16 protein-coding genes are annotated in these 18,619 nt (G+C 35.9%); 7 read left to right on the forward strand and 9 right to left on the reverse strand.

Translation table 11 applies throughout. The features are described 5' to 3' along the window. The first annotated feature begins 782 nt into the window (after positions 1–782). The gene (locus F6K54_RS22010; protein WP_293081921.1) at positions 783–1,361 is read left to right on the forward strand and encodes a COP23 domain-containing protein; all 579 of its coding nucleotides are present in this window, start codon (positions 783–785) and stop codon (positions 1,359–1,361) included. A 524-nt stretch (positions 1,362–1,885) separates the two neighbouring features. Beyond that, positions 1,886–2,230 (forward strand): hypothetical protein, encoded by a 345-nt coding sequence (locus tag F6K54_RS22015; protein ID WP_293081923.1) that lies wholly within the window; start codon positions 1,886–1,888, stop codon positions 2,228–2,230. A gap of 268 nt (positions 2,231–2,498) precedes the next feature. On the opposite strand, the gene F6K54_RS22020 is transcribed toward F6K54_RS22015, so the two are convergent. Next, on the reverse strand, positions 2,499–3,320 hold the full coding sequence (locus F6K54_RS22020) for a serine protease (RefSeq protein ID WP_293081925.1): 822 nt from the start codon (positions 3,318–3,320) through the stop codon (positions 2,499–2,501). A 279-nt stretch (positions 3,321–3,599) separates the two neighbouring features. After that, on the reverse strand, positions 3,600–3,845 hold the full coding sequence (locus F6K54_RS22025; protein WP_366558193.1) for a hypothetical protein: 246 nt from the start codon (positions 3,843–3,845) through the stop codon (positions 3,600–3,602). Positions 3,846–4,689: 844 nt separating this feature from the next. Here F6K54_RS22025 and F6K54_RS22030 point away from each other — a divergent pair. After that, positions 4,690–5,229, forward strand: a complete 540-nt coding sequence (locus tag F6K54_RS22030) for an alpha/beta hydrolase (protein WP_293081928.1) — start codon at positions 4,690–4,692, stop codon at positions 5,227–5,229. A gap of 5 nt (positions 5,230–5,234) precedes the next feature. Here the strand turns inward: F6K54_RS22030 and sipA are convergent, their stop codons facing one another. After that, positions 5,235–5,537, reverse strand: coding sequence for a regulatory protein SipA (gene sipA / locus F6K54_RS22035; protein ID WP_293081931.1), 303 nt, complete (start codon positions 5,535–5,537; stop codon positions 5,235–5,237). Positions 5,538–5,828: 291 nt separating this feature from the next. Here sipA and rbfA point away from each other — a divergent pair, with 291 nt between their 5' ends. The 3 genes from rbfA to F6K54_RS22050 all read left to right on the forward strand — a co-directional run bounded on the left by rbfA (position 5,829) and on the right by F6K54_RS22050 (position 8,720). After that, positions 5,829–6,260: a 30S ribosome-binding factor RbfA gene (rbfA, locus tag F6K54_RS22040; protein ID WP_293081934.1), complete on the forward strand. Its 432-nt coding sequence runs from the start codon at positions 5,829–5,831 to the stop codon at positions 6,258–6,260. A gap of 285 nt (positions 6,261–6,545) precedes the next feature. After that, on the forward strand, positions 6,546–8,135 hold the full coding sequence (locus F6K54_RS22045; protein ID WP_293081937.1) for a glycoside hydrolase family 3 N-terminal domain-containing protein: 1,590 nt from the start codon (positions 6,546–6,548) through the stop codon (positions 8,133–8,135). 360 nt (positions 8,136–8,495) lie between these two features. After that, on the forward strand, positions 8,496–8,720 hold the full coding sequence (locus tag F6K54_RS22050) for a DUF4327 family protein (RefSeq protein ID WP_124147504.1): 225 nt from the start codon (positions 8,496–8,498) through the stop codon (positions 8,718–8,720). 261 nt (positions 8,721–8,981) lie between these two features. Here F6K54_RS22050 and F6K54_RS22055 read toward each other — a convergent pair whose 3' ends face one another. The 6 genes from F6K54_RS22055 to F6K54_RS22080 all read right to left on the reverse strand — a co-directional run bounded on the left by F6K54_RS22055 (position 8,982) and on the right by F6K54_RS22080 (position 14,943). Next, on the reverse strand, positions 8,982–9,368 hold the full coding sequence (locus F6K54_RS22055) for a hypothetical protein (protein ID WP_293081943.1): 387 nt from the start codon (positions 9,366–9,368) through the stop codon (positions 8,982–8,984). Between the two features lie 276 nt (positions 9,369–9,644). Then, positions 9,645–10,892, reverse strand: a complete 1,248-nt coding sequence (locus F6K54_RS22060) for a hypothetical protein (RefSeq protein WP_293081946.1) — start codon at positions 10,890–10,892, stop codon at positions 9,645–9,647. Between the two features lie 678 nt (positions 10,893–11,570). Beyond that, positions 11,571–11,912 (reverse strand): hypothetical protein, encoded by a 342-nt coding sequence (locus F6K54_RS22065; protein WP_293081949.1) that lies wholly within the window; start codon positions 11,910–11,912, stop codon positions 11,571–11,573. Between the two features lie 1,073 nt (positions 11,913–12,985). Beyond that, positions 12,986–13,513, reverse strand: a complete 528-nt coding sequence (locus F6K54_RS22070; RefSeq protein WP_293081952.1) for a phosphoribosyltransferase — start codon at positions 13,511–13,513, stop codon at positions 12,986–12,988. A 314-nt stretch (positions 13,514–13,827) separates the two neighbouring features. Beyond that, positions 13,828–13,989 (reverse strand): hypothetical protein, encoded by a 162-nt coding sequence (locus tag F6K54_RS22075; RefSeq protein ID WP_293081955.1) that lies wholly within the window; start codon positions 13,987–13,989, stop codon positions 13,828–13,830. 753 nt (positions 13,990–14,742) lie between these two features. Beyond that, positions 14,743–14,943 carry a hypothetical protein gene (locus tag F6K54_RS22080; protein ID WP_293081958.1) on the reverse strand — a complete coding sequence of 67 codons (201 nt, stop codon included), beginning with the start codon at positions 14,941–14,943 and terminating at the stop codon, positions 14,743–14,745. A 970-nt stretch (positions 14,944–15,913) separates the two neighbouring features. Here F6K54_RS22080 and F6K54_RS22085 point away from each other — a divergent pair. Beyond that, positions 15,914–17,815 (forward strand): hypothetical protein, encoded by a 1,902-nt coding sequence (locus F6K54_RS22085; RefSeq protein WP_293081961.1) that lies wholly within the window; start codon positions 15,914–15,916, stop codon positions 17,813–17,815. The last annotated feature ends 804 nt before the right edge of the window (positions 17,816–18,619 follow it).

The following is an 18,619-nucleotide window of genomic DNA, read 5'->3' on the forward strand; positions in this document are numbered from 1 at the left end:
TCTCATTATTTATCAGAACAGGTAATATCATGTCCGGTTGAATAATTAGGGTTTGCTGATTAAATATCAAAGCATTGACTGATATTGGTTTTAGCCTCTTTAGGGTCTAAAAAAGTACATCTGTTTCAGTCTAAAACACTCAAAAAGTTAGTATTTTAGGTGCATAGTTGGGCAGAAAAATCATCCTTACAATTCTTACCCCTACCTCCTCGCTCATTCCTATTTCTCCTGTCTCCTGTCTCCTACCCTCGCCCATAAGACTTTTGAGCGCAAACCCTAATTAGACTTTGGTGGAAGAAAGGCAGGAGGCAGGAGGCAGGAGGCAGAAGGTTTTCTCCCATTGTCACCTTGATTTTATACACAAACGATGCTACCGGACATGATAGAATTCTAAATTCTAAATTCTAAATTCTAAATTCTTGAACTGTTCCCTTAACTTAAAATACATTTAATCTATACAATTTTCTACTTCAAACCTTTACCTAGTTTAAATTACGATCTAAATTTAGATATTGAGGGTTGCAAAAACTGAAATTTGAGTTAGTATGGAACTCATAAACCAATCAATTCTATCTAGCAAAATCGATACATAAAAACAGTAAAATAATAGACTAAAAGATAGTAATATTACTTTTTTATCACTTCTTACCTAAAAAGTATGTTTTGAAATATTACTTTATTCTTACTGACAAGAATAAGTAATTCCTCTACCGTAAAAGTATGGAGAAAAAACAAATAACTTCTCTCTCAAATGTAGATATTAAGTTTCAGGGGTCAAGATTGTGAACAACCAATTAAAAGTTTCTCTAGTAGGTATCTTAGCAACCGTTGGTCTCTGGGGTTTCATACCTCAATCAGAAGCCAAAGCAGAACAATTAGAAACTACTGACAAAGTAGTATTTACTTGTGTTTCAGTTAACGCTGAAGAAAATCAATATGCTACTGTTCCTCAAATAGTTCGTGAAACACGGGATACAAGTGAGCCTGGACTTTTAGGCGGATATCCTCTAGTGAAACGAGAAGTTATTCAAGTTTCCTCTAAACCAATGATTGTGTGGACTGCAACTCTCTCTTCCGATCATCCCAAAGGTGCTTATACTCCTGACCGTCGTTGTCAATCTGTTAGCACTCGTCTAACTAACCTTGCTTATGCCCTGGGAATGGAAACTTTTGCAGATATCAGCAATATTGGAGTTGTAAACTATGAGCAAGTAGTTTATGTTTCTCCAGAAGAAGAGCCTAGCTTCGATAATGTAGTATTTACATTAAAGCCAGGAAATCGTGATAAATCAGAAGAGATTATCACTCAATTTAAAGATTTCGGACAAGGTACTGCTAGTGATGAACCTATCTACGAGTAAGTAAATGGTTTTAGTAGAGATGTTGAGGGGATAACGAAGTCAGAAGTCAGAAGTCAGAAGTTGTTTTTGTAACGGGGATTTTGAGCAACCCCCCCAAAAACATTTCGCCTTAAAAGGCTGGTCTTTAGACTCAATTATTTTGATAAGTAAGCAAATAAAATGCCCCTCTTCATTCCTTATTTCTGAACTCTCTATTTGTTGAACTATTTAAATTAGATAATGTTGAGAAAAGGCTAGTTTAAAATAAGTTTTTATTCTCAATTAAAACTATAATAAATAGGAAATATCTAATCAAAATCTGTACAGAATTTTCTCAGGCACTAATGGCTTAGTATTCTCTAAGTTTGTGTCTGTTTTAACTACTTTATTAATTAATTTCTAATTTCATTCTCAAAATTATACTTTCTAAATCAAGTAACCTGTAAAAAAGTAGTTAATTGTAGTTAATTGTGGGATAATAAAATAACGCATTAGCGTTAGTTTGTTTGCCCAAAGTATCTCAATCAATTGTCAAGAGGAAAAAAATGAAAGTTACAACTACTAAGACTTTATTTACTGCAACATTAACAATGTTTTGTGCTGTTAGCTTAAGTGCTACTCCCGCAAAAGCTCAAGAAAAGTCCGTAACAAATGTTAAAGGTTCCTCAGAACAATTGTTGAGTACCAGTGCTAATAGTTTCTCTAGGGATAGAAGCACGAGTTTAACTCAACAATCTACTACTAGAGGTAGACGTGGATTATCTAGAAATTCACTAGATGATGTAACCAATAGCATTAATCTCCAAATGCGGAAAAGTAGAGACCCTAAATGGAAAAGTGAGAAACAATGGTTTGATGAAAAGTGGGACTCTTTGTCTGTAGACTTTTAGGAGCTTGAGCTTTTAGCTAAACCGTCGAGAAGCCTGCGCGCGAAATTTTCAAGAGGAATGTGAGATGAATCGGCGGTAAGCGTAAAATCTGATTGCGGAGCTAGGCGCGTAGTTTTTCGATTTGCGGAGCTAGGCGCGTAGTTTTTCGATCTGCAAAAAGGGCGACGGGGCATCCCGTCCTTAGAGCTTCGTGGAGTCCGATGCAATAGCAGGACTGCGAAGGGAGAAGCCCACACTAACCATTCGGTATAGTGTGGGAGTATGTCACTTAATTGATAATTCTAGAAACTGGAATACCCCAACTTAGAGATTCCATTTTTTTGAACTGCTCAATAGATGGTTGAGAGCCATCTGTAAAATTAAATGCTCCAATTCCAGCGATGGGATATTTTGAGCGTCCGTTAATGCCAATTAACTGACCTTTATTGTTTAAAATCGGTCCACCACTCATGCCACTTTTAATATCATTGGTATAACCTAATTGATATCCTTGGCTGAGGGTGCGACTGGGTAACATTTCTACAGCTCCTAAAGTTAACTGAAAAGCACGATTACCCCAACCACGGGTACTACTCATTTCTGAGGAGTTTGGTTGATGCCAATTGGGAAAACCTGCGGCAATCACAGTTTCTCCTACTGAAAGTAGATTATTGTTGGCAATTTCTACAACTTGATAAGGGCGATCGCTGGTAAATTGCAATAATGCTACGTCCAGATTACCTATTTGAGGAGATGAAACTAGGGTGGCTTGATGAGTTACCCCATCTCCACTCATAATTGGGTAAAGTTTATTAGGGTTATTGTCAATTACATGATGATTAGTAACAACGGTGTAGATATTACCTTGCCGTTTGATAATTACTCCAGAACCAGCACTGTTGTCTGTAAAAATTCTCACAGTAACTTGTTGAGCAATATTAGATACTAATGATGGAAGTTGTTGTGAATCTATTTCACTTGGTTTTGTATAATAAGCTGAATTTTCTACACGGGTTTGAGAGTAAGCAACAGGTACAAATGTGGTGAGACAAAATAGTGAAGCTCCCAAAATTTTACTACTTAAGTTGAATATTGATTTATTATTTTTCATTTTATTAATACTTTCTCAAAAAAAAATACTTAAATTCCACTACTATCACCCAATCTATTTCAAGAAATTTGAAAGTGTGGTGACTATCTCACACATTGGTTAGTGCTAGAGATCGCTTCTGATTTTTTCAATACATGAATGATCTTTATTGACTACTCCCCGGAGGTCAGTCACGGGGATTCTCAGGAGATACTATGCAACACCGATAAATCCGTGTTGCTTCGTTTTTTCGAGCGCTGACCAAAGATGCACTCTCTGGGGACAATTTCCGCGGTGCCCCTACACAGTCGGCTTAAGTAGGGGCGATTCGCGAATCGCCCATACTGCTTTGCTGCTTACTTTTGTGATGATATTTGCAGCCCCGTTACAGTCTGCATTAATTAACCAATTATTACCACTTTTATACAAACCATGCTTTATTCTTTTCGGTGATGGTTTCCAATCATCGGGTTTTTCACCATAAATAGGCAGATTGTCACCATCTAAAAACGAAGCAATACTTGTATAACTTTCCGGGAGCTTCAACGTCGCTTTTCAGTAAAATAAAATACATCGGATTAAAATCCGACTCCTCGCCTTTCATCCATCGCTTAAAAAACGATGGCTTTCATGCTCCCGTGTTATTTAGGTAATTTACTTAACTACTTAAATCAAAAATAGGTATATATATTGATTGAGTTCAACCCAGCCATAAATAACTTAGTAATATAGCCATAGCTTCAGATTTATTAAGCCAAAATTACTGTGAGGAACTGATTCGGTATTTTACACTATAGCGGTAACAAAAACACATTATCAGAACAAAAATTTGGCAAATTTTTATGTCAAGATTTTATTTGGCCTTTATAGCAGAAGGAAGAAGGAAGAAGGAAAAATATTACGTTGTCTTAGTTTTAAGCTTTTGATTTGTCCTCACCTTTCCTTCGACTACTATCAACGATAATTATATGTAGTGATTATCAGAAAATATTCTCAGGAAAAGCGAAGTAGGGGCGATCGCTTATAGAATTGTTATGTTTAATAGAATACAGGGATTTTGGCTTATACCAAGGGTGATAAATGTTTGTTACAAATGGTAGGGACGTTGCATGCAACGTCCCTACGAAAGAAGGAAGAAGGGGTAAATAATGAATTTAAATCTATTCAAAATAGATAAGTCATGCTAAGTAAAAAATCGTCAAGATAAATCCCAGAAAACAGAAAACTATCGCCCGCTCGAATCCATAATTATTGACGATGAAATATATCAAAACATCTTGATTAAAACAAAGAGCCTAAGATGAAAATTAGAAGTGATACTTATAGATTGACAAATTATCCATAAATGTGTATTCAATTGCTTAGATTCAAGTATAATTGAAAACTAAATATGCAATTATCAAATATGCTATCTCGTAGTCCATTAACGATCTTAGGAGCGATCGCTGGAGTTATACTCTCCAGTCAAAGCGCGATCGCCACAGAAAAAATAGTAATAGATCTATTTGGCCCAATAAGAGCATCTATCAAAGTCAAGGATCTGCGACAATTTGCAGAAACAGGCAAAACTACCAAAACAATTTCCCAAGCTCTCGGAATATCAAAAATCAGTCCCAATACAGTTCGTGGCTTAATGACACTAGAAGTCGGAGCTAATGCTAGTAACATAGCCAAAGTACTTTATAGTAACCTCGGCCAAAATGTAACCAAAGGTATTGCGGAAGTAGTTCAGACAAGACACAATTACGAAAGCGACAAAGCCTTACGTTCTGCCATAATTCTAGCAGCAGCAGATGACAATCGAATATCAGTCCTAGAAGTTCTAGAAAAATATCCTACCGCAGAAATGCACATAGATGTAGGTAAAATCAATGAAATCGTAGACAAAATTAAAGGAACTATTGGTAACCTTGAAGAACTTCTCAGATGATAAGTCTACAATTGATCTGAAGGTGGACTGATTTTAGCAGTATCTTCTTCAGTATTATGACAATGTGGCTGCTGGGCAGTTTCAGTATCAACTGTCTCAGCCTCTATATATTGACTATCTATGAGAAACGCTCCTTTCTCAAAACGAACAGCCCAATAATTTCCTGGTTTGTGACTCAAAATAGTTCCTACTTCACCCAAACGTACAACATCAGGGGGACGTAATATCGGCATTGATTCAGCAGTTTTGATGTATGGTGGTTTAATAATTAACCTTACTTTTTGACCAATAAAAAATTCTTTCTCCATTGTTAATAACCCAAAATTATAGTGGTTTGCAGATAAGCTTTAAGTGAAAATTTGAATAATCAAGATATTAAAAAGCTGATGAATTATATCAAATTCGGTTGAATACTTATTATATAGTTGGGAGGTATGGGGAGATGGTGAGTGGGGAGGATGAAAGATGGAAGTAGGGTAGATTGAAGTAATTATATTATAAACATAAAGGAAGAATTCCCACCCTGGAAGAGCGGAAAGTTGTCAAAAGAAGTATTAGAATAAATATAGTTAAGTATTAAATCGTAGGGGGTAATTATCATGGCTACAGATCGCCGCATTTCCCGGGTTGCTTCATTAATCAAGCGGGAAGTCAGCCAGATGTTGCTCCATGGTATCAAAGATGACCGTGTAGGTATTGGTATGGTCAGCATCACAGATGTAGATGTTTCTGGAGATTTACAACACGCTAAAATATTTGTCAGTATTTATGGTTCTGAGGAAGTAAGATGCCAAACTATGGAAGGTTTAAAATCTGCTACTGGCTATGTCCGTAGTGAATTGGGTCATAGGATACGTCTGCGTCGGACTCCAGAAGTTATCTTTGTTGAAGACCGCTCTCTAGAACGTGGGACTCAAATCATATCACTTTTAAACCAGCTTTCTGAAAAACGTCAACAACAAGAAATTGAAAATCCTACAGCATCAAATTCTCAGAATATAGAAAAACTGACTTCAGACGGAATAGATTGAAGAAGGAGTCAGGAGACAGAAGACAGGAGACAGAATCAATTACATGAGGATAGTCTTCGACAAGCCACTTCGCGTATACAAACCCGAACAATTGTATACACCGCAGGTGACGGTGGGGATTTATACCCCATAAGGCTTCGGTGTCAGGAGCCAGCTTATCGGGACAAAGCCAAAACATTCTACTGACTCGGTCCTCCTGATGACTGACTGCTAGCAGTTTACCCAGCATCTCCGTCAAGAGAAGGCTGTTAAGTACTCATTCCTAAAATCTTCATCACGCTTACTATGAATTTAGTAGAAAAAGTCGCTCAGATGGTTGTAGTTAGAGCTTCCGGCAACCTATTTGACAATCAAATTCGTTATCCAGACTGGGAACCTCCTACCCATAAACTCAAATATTGGCTTCAAGACTTAGGTGTCGGAGGAGTAATTTTTGTAGATGGGAGTGCTATAGACTTGGCAACTCGTATCCAACAGCTTCAGTCTTGGGCAAAAATTCCTCTACTTTTGGCTGCTGATATTGAGGAAGGAGTAGGGCAAAGATTCGCTGGGGCAACTTGGTTTCCTCCACCAATGGCGATCGCTGCTATTGCTCAAACAAACCCCAAAAAAGCTATAGAGTATGCTGAAATTATGGGGAATATTACGGCTCAAGAAGCTGTAGCAATTGGTTTAAATTGGGTTTTAACTCCAGTGGTGGACGTGAATAATAATCCAGGTAACCCAGTGATTAATATTCGTGCTTTCGGAGAAACGACTGAATTAGTAGGTCAACTGGCAACAGCTTTTATTCGAGGGGCTCAACAATATTCAGTTTTGACTACTGCTAAACATTTTCCTGGTCATGGGGATACTACGGTTGATTCTCATTTTGAATTGCCTGTTTTACCTCATTCAGAAAGTAGACTGGCAGAAATTGAGTTGCCTCCCTTTGTAGAGGCGATCGCTGCTGGAGTGGATTCTGTAATGAGTGCCCATTTGTTGATTCCTGTTTGGGACTCGGAACTACCTGCAACTTTATCCCATAAAATTATCACAGGTCAGTTGCGCCAAAAGTTGGGTTTTAATGGATTAGTGGTAACTGATGCTTTGGTTATGGGAGCAATAGCTAATCGTTATGGTTTGGCAGAGGCTTCGGTTTTAGCTGTAGAAGCTGGTGCAGATATTTTACTGATGCCTCTAGATGCAGAGGTTACTATTAATGCTGTTTGTAATGCAGTGAGTCAAGGCCGTATTTCTGAATCACGGATTGATGAATCTTTGCAAAGAATTGAGCAAGTTAAGACTAAAGTTTATCCTACCTGGCAACCAGAAAATGAGGAAGGGTCAGATGATTTCTCTGTCTCTACATACCATTTAGTTGACAAGTTGGAGCGACCACAGGCACAAGAAACTGTAAGTAAGATTTTGCATGATTCTCTGCAAGTAGGAGGAAGTTATCTCCCAGCAAAATCAAGTGTTGAGCATTTACGCAATTTAGTTTTTGTAGAGGATATACTCAACTGTACTTTTTTAGGTAATCATACTCCAGCAGTTGCTATCCCCAAACAATTTGGTTACCAACTACAAATTATTGACAGTCATTCAGAACTCCCAGAAGCTCTTACCCCCAATCATTCGACTTTACTACAGCTATTTATTCGGGGTAGTGCATTTAGTCAAATAGCTAGTTTAACACGAGCATCGCAGGATTTAATTAAAAAATTGTTAATAAATGGTGAATTAAAGGGTCTCATCATATACGGTAGTCAGTATACATTGAAACAGTTTTCTTGTGAAATGTTATTAGATATACCTTACGTTTTTTGTTATGGACAAATGCCGAAAGCCCAAGCGATCGCTTTAAAGTTTTTCTTTAAAAATTTAAAAGTTTAAGATGTTTTAAGATGTTTTAAGATTGGCAAATTTATAAGTATTTCTCTAAAATCTAATAAAACTCCTATAATCCTTGACAAAAAAAATCAAAAATGATATTCGGGAGACGATTTTTAAGGTCAGGAAACTAGAGAAATAGTTAATTAGTAACTTTGTAGATAGTATCTCAGAGTACAGAGTTGCAGTTTGGACCAATACTATCAAGAAATGTTTTGGTTCTATGACTTTTAAAATTCTTATCAAAAGAAGACAAAAAATTGTAACTATGTATACTGAAAAATTTAACATTCATAATCAGATTTTTTGATCTATATTATTAATAACGCCGAAAATTACTCAAGCTAGGCAAAAAGGGTGACTATGACTTACACCACAGTTCAATATTCTTTAGACATTATCAGGGATGAAGCAAAAGAACTTGTACAAAAAGGAGTTCTTGGACGTCAGCAACCTATTTATACTCTCTGCCAATATATTCCCGTCAGAGAATGGGCTTGCGTAGAGGGTGAGTTAGAAAAATGTAACTTTCTACTTAGAGACCGAATTGCTGACTTAATAGGCAACGAAAAATGGGAAAACGACTAAAAAAAACTAACTCAGCTAAATTTAGATTATTAGCTGGGTTAGGTGTTTTCAATAATTAATAATTAATAATTAATAATTAATAATTACCTCTCCTTTGAAAAGGATAGGACCGACTAATCATGGAAATTTTTCTTTATTATCCCCTTAAAAGGGGAAGCTTTAAACTAGAATTTTTCGGTGATTTATCCTATTTTATAAAGACTTTTTAATAGCTGGATAAAGGTCTAAGATTTATCCGGAACTATATGTTGTGATGCATTGTCAGCTTTGAGGGCCTGACTCCTGAAGTTTCTGTAAATCCGTTCGTAGATTGGCAATTTCTTGAGTTAGCTCTAGCAAATCTTGTTGTACATCTAATGACACAAAACTAGAAGCAGAAGTAGGACTGGAAGAAACGGTTGTACTATCAGTATTTACCTGACTATTTTGTTGATTCAAAATTGTATCAACAAAGTTCCTGGCTTCTTGCTCAGTCATCTCTCCTCTATCAGCCCATTCTTCAGTTAGTTGGTTGAAATCAGTACTTAATTTATTTAAATTTTCATCTCGTTTAGTAGAGTCTTGCACAGTTTCTATAAAAAAGGAAGTTGCACCTAGAGTGACACGAAATCCTTTTTGTATTATTTGGGTTAAATTATCGGGATTCATAAGTGTAAGTGTTAAGTTAACTCAATATCAAATGGCAATTTCTCTCTGATTTTGCTAGATGAGAAATAGACTTTACTGGTAATATAACGCGGATAGAAGCAAGTGACAAAGTTATTTGAGAATATTTTTAGCTAAATCAAGATTTTTTTAATCTGAATAACTGGCAACTTATATCATGTTCGGTTAAATGCTTATACTTTAAAAGCTACGAAGTGTGGCTAATGCCCATATTGTAGCAACAGTTGAGAATTCCCGCGCTTTTAAGCCGGGGAGAGGTCAAGATGTTTTAATAATAATCTCTTCTACACCCAAGTTTACTAACTTCTTTTCAACTTGAGAAACAACATTTTTTAAATTGATATAGATCAATAAATATTTATTTTCTGTCAATCTATATATGAATGAATATTTACTTGTAAATGATAATAAATCTTTTGGCATATCATCAAATTCAAAAAACTTTTGCATAATTAATTTACCACCAAAACCAGGTAAATAGTTTTGTAATTTAACCCATGAATTATGAGTTATATACTTGCCATTAAAAGTAGGTACAAAACTGTATATTCGTGAAAGTTGATTGACTGATTTTCTCACATCAGTATGCTTTAACATATAATTATTTTCTGGTTTAGTGAAATCTAAGACTAAGGCTTCAGCATTTCCCAAATAATTTTTTGCTATGCCAACATTTTTATATCTTAAGTTACAAGGAAAAATAAATCGTTTAATAGGAATAACCGATAAAAACTCAAATAAAGCGTCGTTTGTGCTATATGCACTTTCTTCATTAGACAGATTTTTACTTCTACTCTTAATTAAGTCTAACTTTTCTTTTGTTAAGATACATTCAAGATAACTCCAATTATTCTTATTTTGAAAAAGACTGGTCAAGATAAAAACAATAAAAGATGTTGAACTTAAAATTTTATCTTTCCATGATAATTTTTTAAAACCGGCAGCAATAAAATTATCTATTTTATGAAAATCTATTGTAAATAATGGTTCAGATTTAGGAACATATTCTGGGTCTTCATATGCTTGAGAAAGATATTCTAATAATTTAAAATATGTTCCACCATCTGCTATGAGATGATTTATAAGTAGAGTTATGCCATAATAATTTTGATTATGATTCAAAATTACATACACTAATGGAGTCTCTTTATTAATAGCATCTGAAGAATTTTTAGGAATATTGAATTCATTTCTTACATAAGTTTTGGCATCTAATAAATTATCAATATTTATTTCCTGTTCGTCTAGATCAATATAGATAAAACCTATACCAGATTTTTGTGGGTTACATACAACTTTTAATGGAGAAAACAATTGTTTTACCAATCTCCCTCCCAAAATTGGCACACTATCTACTATTTGTTGAATTGCTATTTTTAATCTCTGAGAATCTACTCGATGCTTATACCAATTTATGACACCATAATATGGACAAATCCCCATCTTGCTATCAAATTTTGAAAGTTGATACTCACAATGTACATTGTTATTTGTTATTAATTCCATTTTTTGCCTATCTGGATTAATGCGATCGTGAGTCTCATATTAACACTAGAAGAAAACTTTCATTAATTGATAATGGATAATGGATAATTGATAATTACCTCTGGTTAAAACCGCTACGGAATTGAATATAAGGAAATATTATTTCTTCTCTTGGTTGATTGGAGGACAGCGAGGGGACCTCGCCATCCGGAGACCGCTTTTTTCCCCTTAAAAGGGGAGGCTTCAAGGCACGAATTATTTAATAATTAATAATTAATAATTAATAATTCGGTAATTTGAACAAAAGATGAAAAAACGTATCTTCTAACTAAAAGACCAAATCTCTACTATTGTACCTGCCGTTCTATTATCTCACTCATAGAGTACTTCCCGTTGTTACGAGGTACTTATGCTTATGGTTTTAGGGAACAGGGAACAGGGAATAGGGAACAGGGAATAGGGAATAGGGAATAGACAAAAAATATTCCAGATAGTTAGTTGTATCTCAATTAGTACGGAATCTGCTGTAAGTACTTAAGGAGACATAATAGACATCTCCAAAAATCAAAAATAAAATCAATTTTTACCCAGAAATTATCAATTATTCTTCCCTGTTCCCAGCTCCGGTGTTCCCTCTTTTCTGGAGATGTCTAATATTATTTATTTACTAGAGATTTAGTATATTATCTAAGAAAATTTTCAGCCTACTTGCTCTAAATATTGATTAATATCCTCAATAACTCTTGTCAACTCTGCTTCAGTAGTAATCCGAATTCGCTCATCTCGTAAAGTAATCAAAACTTTAGCTGCAAAAGGACTAGACCAAATATTAGGATTGCAAAATATTTCTAAAAAGACATCTCCTGTATACTGATATTCCATAGGTTTCTGTGGAGTTAGTTTTCCTGGACTACCAACAACAGTTTTTAATTGTTGCATTAATTGAGCGATCGCACTTTGTAAATTCTTAGCGGCTTCAGGACTAAAATCAAAAGATATAGACCCTTCCACCATATTCAAAGTTAGTTTAGGAGCAGGCATAGAAAGTTCAATAAATATATACTATTAGCAATAATAAACTGTATCATAAAACCTCAGCCTGAAATCAGTCAATTAAAATTTTTCAATCATTAGAAATCTCCAGAAAAGAGGGAGTAGGGAGTAGGGAGTAGGGAGTAGGGAACCCACCCCTACAGCGGTTTTCATTTCAGTAGACCACAGTAGGGACGTTGCATGCAACGTCCCTACAGGGTTTTGGTTATGACGATGTGGTTCATCAATTTGAAAAGCGCTGTAACCCCGACCGTGGAGGGGAATAATTGAGAATTTATGTGGGATAATTGATTTTATTTTTTATTCTTGGAGATTTCTAATAGACATCTCCAATTAGGGTTTGCTGAAAAAGTCTTTTAGTAGGGGTAGGAGACAACCCACCCCTAAACCCTCTTAGGAGGGGAAGACAGGAGACAAGAGAAATTGGAATTTAGAGGAGGTAGGAGCTCCTAGAAATTAAATGGCGCACATTGCCCGATCAACTTTTAGCCACTTCTGTCCGGAATGAGAAATGGCTGGTTTGTCTTCACTTCTCCATCTTCCCTCTCTCCCTCGGAACCCCTATGCTGCACTTTAATTCTGGCTTGCTGATTAAATATCAAAGCATTGATATATAAAGATTTTAGCTGTTTTAGGTTGAAAAAAGTACGCCTGTTTTCGCTCAAGAAAGCTCAAAAAACTAGCATTTTGTGCAAGAGTTGGGCAGAAAAATTAAGGGACAAAACGCCCGCTCCTACCTCCTCTACATTCCCCGTTCCTCCTGTCCCCCTCCTGGGAGGGGGAGGGGCGAGGGGTGGGTTGTCTCCTGTCTCCTACCTTCACCCATAAGACTTTTGAGCGCAAACCCTAATTCTACAGATGTGGGTCAAGCATAGCTTTTCTGGAGATATCTAATGGAAAAAATGTGACAAATTAATGTTTACTTCCTGCTTCTACCGGAACTGTGGGCAGCACTCCGTCCACAGACATTGACACTCAAGCAGACCGCATTTCTTAAATTAATACTTGCATCTCATACGCGGTCTATAGATATCCCACAATCAGGGCAGTCATAAGTCTCCCTACTGATCTCTGTTCATCCTGGTCAAAGTAAAAGCTAAATCAGCAACACTTGTTTGTTCATATACTTCAAACGGTTGATGAACCCAAGGGTTATCTGGTAAATAATCAACATAGTAGTCAGGTTTAAATATAGAGCAAGCCTTATACCACAAAACTGCTGTTTTGATCTCCTGAATTTCTTGACCATAATTATCCTGAAGCCAAGTGATAGATTTATCTATACTTATTCCCGAATCTACTAGATCGTCAGCTAGCAACACATGACTACCTAAACTATTTGTAGTCATAGTTAAACTTTTTCCTATGACGATCTTACCCTGCTCCTGGCCTTTAATACCACCATAAGAGGAAGTAGCTAAAATAGCTAAAGGTTTTTTAAAAATGCGAGACAAAATATCTCCTACTCGTAATCCTCCTCTAGCCAAACAGACAATTTGATTGAACTCCCATTGAGATTGATAAATTTTTGCTGCCAGATACTCAATTTTTTTATGATAGTCTAACCAAGAGATATAAAGATGGCTCATGTGTGAACTTTAAAATAATGGCGATCGCCTAAAAATAGGATATTTTTAATTTTACTGTGTAGTAATATTATCTTTAAAAGAAGGAAGGCAGCAGGAGCTGTTTGCTCCGCATTCCTGACTAATATAGCGCTGTGCGCAGGCAAATAGGCAAATAGGCAACAGCTCATCTGGCAACAGGGAGGATGAAAAGCTGTTTGTGCAAGCATTCCGTAGGAATCATATAAGACTTTTAACTATTGGACACCTCCTGTAATTTGTAAATATGCCAACGCACATTGCTATAACACTATTAACATTATATAGCGTTTCTCAGGTTACCGAGGTAAAGTTGTTTTTCTTCTTTTCTCTCTTGGTACGCTACCAGGAAGTGGCGAAGAGTTCCAACCTCTGTCGCATTCCCCATACGTCGCAACACTATTCCCTGTTTCCCGAATTACTATTGCTTGCGTCTGTGGCATTCCACGGGGTAACACCACTACTCCCACACAACAAACTAATGCAAAAAGGCAGAAGGCAGGAGGCAGAAGGCAGAAGGGAAGAAAGGTTATTGTACAAGCTTTTGAACCTTTTTTAACTGGTCAGTTATTTCCGCCATCCTGCACTAATGCGTGTATTTCACCTCCTATCAGAGTTGCTATATAATTCTTTAATATTGTTGAATGGAGATAATTATTCTGTAACTTTTGAAAGATAAACACCTCAAAAGTTAGTACCACAATTTTAGTAGAGAAACTTGTGTAATCATAGGATAACTACTTGACTAATTAAGAAAAGAAAATGAGAGCTATATATTGAAGTAGTCAGTTCTACATTAATTCATCTTCCTAATTATTATCCCAGCTTTAACCCGATTCAAAACTGTTAGTTAAAGCTCAAAAAATTTTGAGTAATATTTGGTGCAATAGCTTATGTTTATTGAGCTAAAGCGCTTGAATTTGTTTTTGCTCAAATCTTGCTCAATGATATTAGTAACTGGTTCATTGATTTTTGTTGTTTTACCTCATGCTTACTAGGAAATCCTCATAGTTTAGGAGTTAACAAAAAAACAGGTGTTAAGTATTCATATCTCTATAAGGGATATCAAAAGTAAAATTATGCACTTTTATAAATGCTATAACAATTTTTGACAAACTGAAATTTTGGTGTTATGCAAATGTATGTATTTACAAAAGATGTAGATTTTATGATTTTTATTGTTTAATTATTAGTCAAGCAGAATAGCAAAAATATCAATCTGTTATTCTCAACCATCCACGCCGAATAGCATGAAATAACCTATTAATTGCTGTTGCATCTTCTTCACTCAGATTATGATATAAAAATAAACTCCTAAGTTGTTTTCTGTGTTCTATAGTCAAAAGACCAGAGCGATATACTTGGAATACTAACTCTGCAATTATTACCTCTGGTAAAAGGGTTTGATAATTCATAGCAGCTAATTGTAGATATACTATTAATAGTATTCTCGATTTAACAACAAATCATTGTGATAAATCACTTAAAGTAAAGTGATATTTATCTAGAAAATTAGTGATTCATATCACCATACTCAAAATATAATTATTTTAGTTAAGATATTAAAGATAATACTTTTTTATTTTAGCAATCGAAATGTCACATAATTATTTAAAATCAATGATAACTATATTTTTATTGTAAATAAGTATTTTATCGTCATCAGCAAATTATACAACCATGATATTAAATTGTATTTTTTAGCGATCAACAACTATCTATATGCTAGAAATCTTGTAATTATTAATATTAACTATTATAATATTATTAAAAAAAAATAAAGTAGTATATGGTAGTAAAAATTATGGATAAATCTAGAATTTGGCATGAGTCATACCAATCCCGATGGATTTTTGTGGCAAATGGTAAGGACTTTGCATACAACCTCCTTCAATAATTGATAATTGATAATGGATAATTGATAATTACCTCTCCCTAAAAGGAAGAGGATTGAATAAAAAGAAAATATTTTCTTGTTTCTCCTTTAAAGGAGAGGCTTTAAACCTTAATTGTTCGGTAAATCCTAGGGAGAAATGAAATTAGAATCAAGATTGAAAAGAAAGACAAATATATAGATTAGGACTTACGCATATACGCTATATATAGCGCTTAAAACTATTGTTCAATAGAATTTACACTCTATAAATAGTGCCTTTGCGTAAGTACTGTAGATATAACTGTCTAAAATCAATTGGAGAAGCTATTTTTCTGTAAGAATTCCGCAGGAAATGAAATAGTCCTTGTCAGCTAACCTTGGTCATTGCTGGATTCTTTCTTTCAAAAGCTGAAGCGCTGAATCCTTACCTTTTTCAGGACCTCAGCTCGAGGCGCACCTTTTTGTCGCATTCTTTGTATAAACTATATTTTAAAATCAGTAATACATTTATGAAAAATCAGCAAAAATCCTCTATTAGTATAGTAACAATAGCCACTATATTATTAAGTTTCATAATTTTAGGATGTCAAAAAAACAGCCAAAAAACACAGGAATTAGACGACAAAAACCAGACAATATTATTACAACCAAGTACTGTAGAATTATTACAACCAAATACTTTAGAAGAAGAAAGTAAATTTCAAGCAAGAAGTTTGGCAATTCGTAAGAAACTAGCAGAGGTAGACTTAGAAGAACTAGATAATTGGTGGAGACCAAGAAAAATTGGAGATCCTCATAAATATCTACTGCCAGTAATTTTAGCCAGATTAAGTTTAGAAGATACACAAACAGGAGAACTTTATGACCAAGAAAAAACCTGGAAAATTTTATTCCAACTAGATAAAGATAAACCAAACCTTTATCACTTCCGTAGTTATCTAGATGTGCGAATTTTATTTTTATTTAGAGATAAAATGCCATCTGATGTATTAGCATCTTACAAAAATCAACTACAACGACCCAAAGTCTTCAACTGGATAAAAACTGGAACAGAAAATCATATGTTTATGCATCGTGCATCCGGTTTAGCATTGATGAATGGAAGTGGTTGGCCTGTAGAAGACCCAGCAAGTGAAGCCACAAATGAGGCATGGTTGCGAGCAGAGCTGAATAAATTTTTAACTATTGGACAAGGAGAATTTCATTCTTCCACTTATTATGGATATAGTATTGGTGGATTACTCAATATCTATGATTTTGCTCGCGACCCAGAATTAAAAAAACTGGCAAAGGGTTTACTAGATTGGTATGCAACTAATATGGCACTAAGACTAAGTTGGGGGACTGCTGGAGGTGCAGAAAGTCGGGGTTTCGATCGCAATACTTGGAATACTGGGTTAGGTGCAGTAGCATGGATGTGGTGGGGAGAAGGCACTGAAGCTGCAGAAAAGATGACAAATGGTACTGCTAGGTTAGCATTGCCAGCAGCTCTAAGCACATATCGTCCTCCAGAACATCTGCGGGCACTAGCTCGTAAACAAGTGCCATTACCATTTCAGCTCAGAGCAAGTCATCCAATTTACTACAGTTACTCTCAAGGAAACCGCTTATGGGAAAAATTCTATATAACAGAGGATTATAGTTTAGGAACTTTATTAGAGCCTACCCGCAGTTATCAAGTTGAAGGTACAATTAGCGCACAATATGTTACTTATAAGTTAGTAGTGCGCGACCCAGAAGGTATTAATAACGCAGTAGTAGGTTTAGGTGGCACTTATCATGGACCCCAAGCAACTGGACGTAGTCCTGGCGATCAATATGTTCAGCAACAGGGAGCAGTAATATTTCAGTTAATTCTCAGCGACCGAGATTTGCAAGCAGGAGTGCCAGCACAGTCGCATTTAGTCTTGCCAAAGCGTTATGGCGAACCGACAAAATATAAAAATTGGTATATTTGGCGTATTGAAAATATTTGGCTATGTGCTCGACCTTGGGCAGATGAGGTAAGTTTACAACCATTATCTCGGAAATATAAAGATTACCAAGCAATGGTTGCCAAAGGAAAAAAGACTGCTTGGGTTACTGATGTGGCAAGGGTAGCTGATGTTGGAGATTTTGAAAGTTTAAAACAGGCGCTGGATAAAACTCTGGTTGATGATAGCCAATGGGAGAGTCAAGGGCGTTTGAGTTATTTAAGTTTAGCTGGCGATCGCATAGTTATGACATATCAGCAATATAATGCTATTGGGGACGCTGTAGTTAATGGGGAAAAAAGAATTTTAAACAATTGGCCTGTTTTAGAGAGTCCATACGCCAAACAAGAGTTGTACAGTGGGTTACTAGAAGTTGATGACCCCAAGCTGGGTAAGTGGCAATTAAGAGGTAAGTTAATGGGTCCAGAATGGGAATAACAACTACTTTAATGAACTCAGACCTAAAGCATCCTTATTTATATCATGTCCGGATAATAGCGTGATAAAAAAACCTTTTCCCTTCTAACCTTTTCTTTCCTTCTGCCTCCTGCCTCCAGCATAGCTGCCTTACCTCCTCCAAAGTATAAGTATTCAACCGGACATGATATTAGTCAATACCATCAATGACTAACTTGCTTCGTACTTTGTTTCTCACTAAAAATATACCCCACCCGTCAATAGGTGGAGTCGCTTTTCGCAACTGGCAAAACATGAATATTATAATGAAGTATGGGTCAGTTGCTGTTTTTAGTGTATCTACTTGGACTGCTGTACAATACCTACACAATTCCGGCAAAACTATGAAAAACCTGGTAATATCATGTTCGGTTGAATACTTATAATATCTGTGGACCGAAGGCAGGAGGCAGAAGGCAGAAGGCAGAAGGGAAAGAGCAAGGTTAGAAGGCAGAAGATTTTTTATAACTGATTATCCGCAATTCGCAGCTCCCCCGGAGGGGGAACATGATATAATGCGAGTTTTGCAGCTTGCTTCTTGCTTCAACCTGGGGAGTCGGCTCCTTCCAGTTCACAGGCGTAATTTCGGGGGCAGCCCACCCTAGTTTTTTGATTCACTTCCCCATATTGGGATAACACAATTGCCGCATTATTGATTTTTGACCGAAAAATTGGGTCTCAAGCCTCGCCCATAAGCGGGCGACTTTTTAGTTGTTAAGTGTTTCAATGAATATGTTACAATACTGTTAGTTTAAATATCAGATTATGAAAGCTAGATTTAAGTAT

The sequence above is a fragment of the Okeania sp. SIO3B5 genome, assembly GCF_010692555.1.
Taxonomy (GTDB): domain Bacteria; phylum Cyanobacteriota; class Cyanobacteriia; order Cyanobacteriales; family Microcoleaceae; genus Okeania.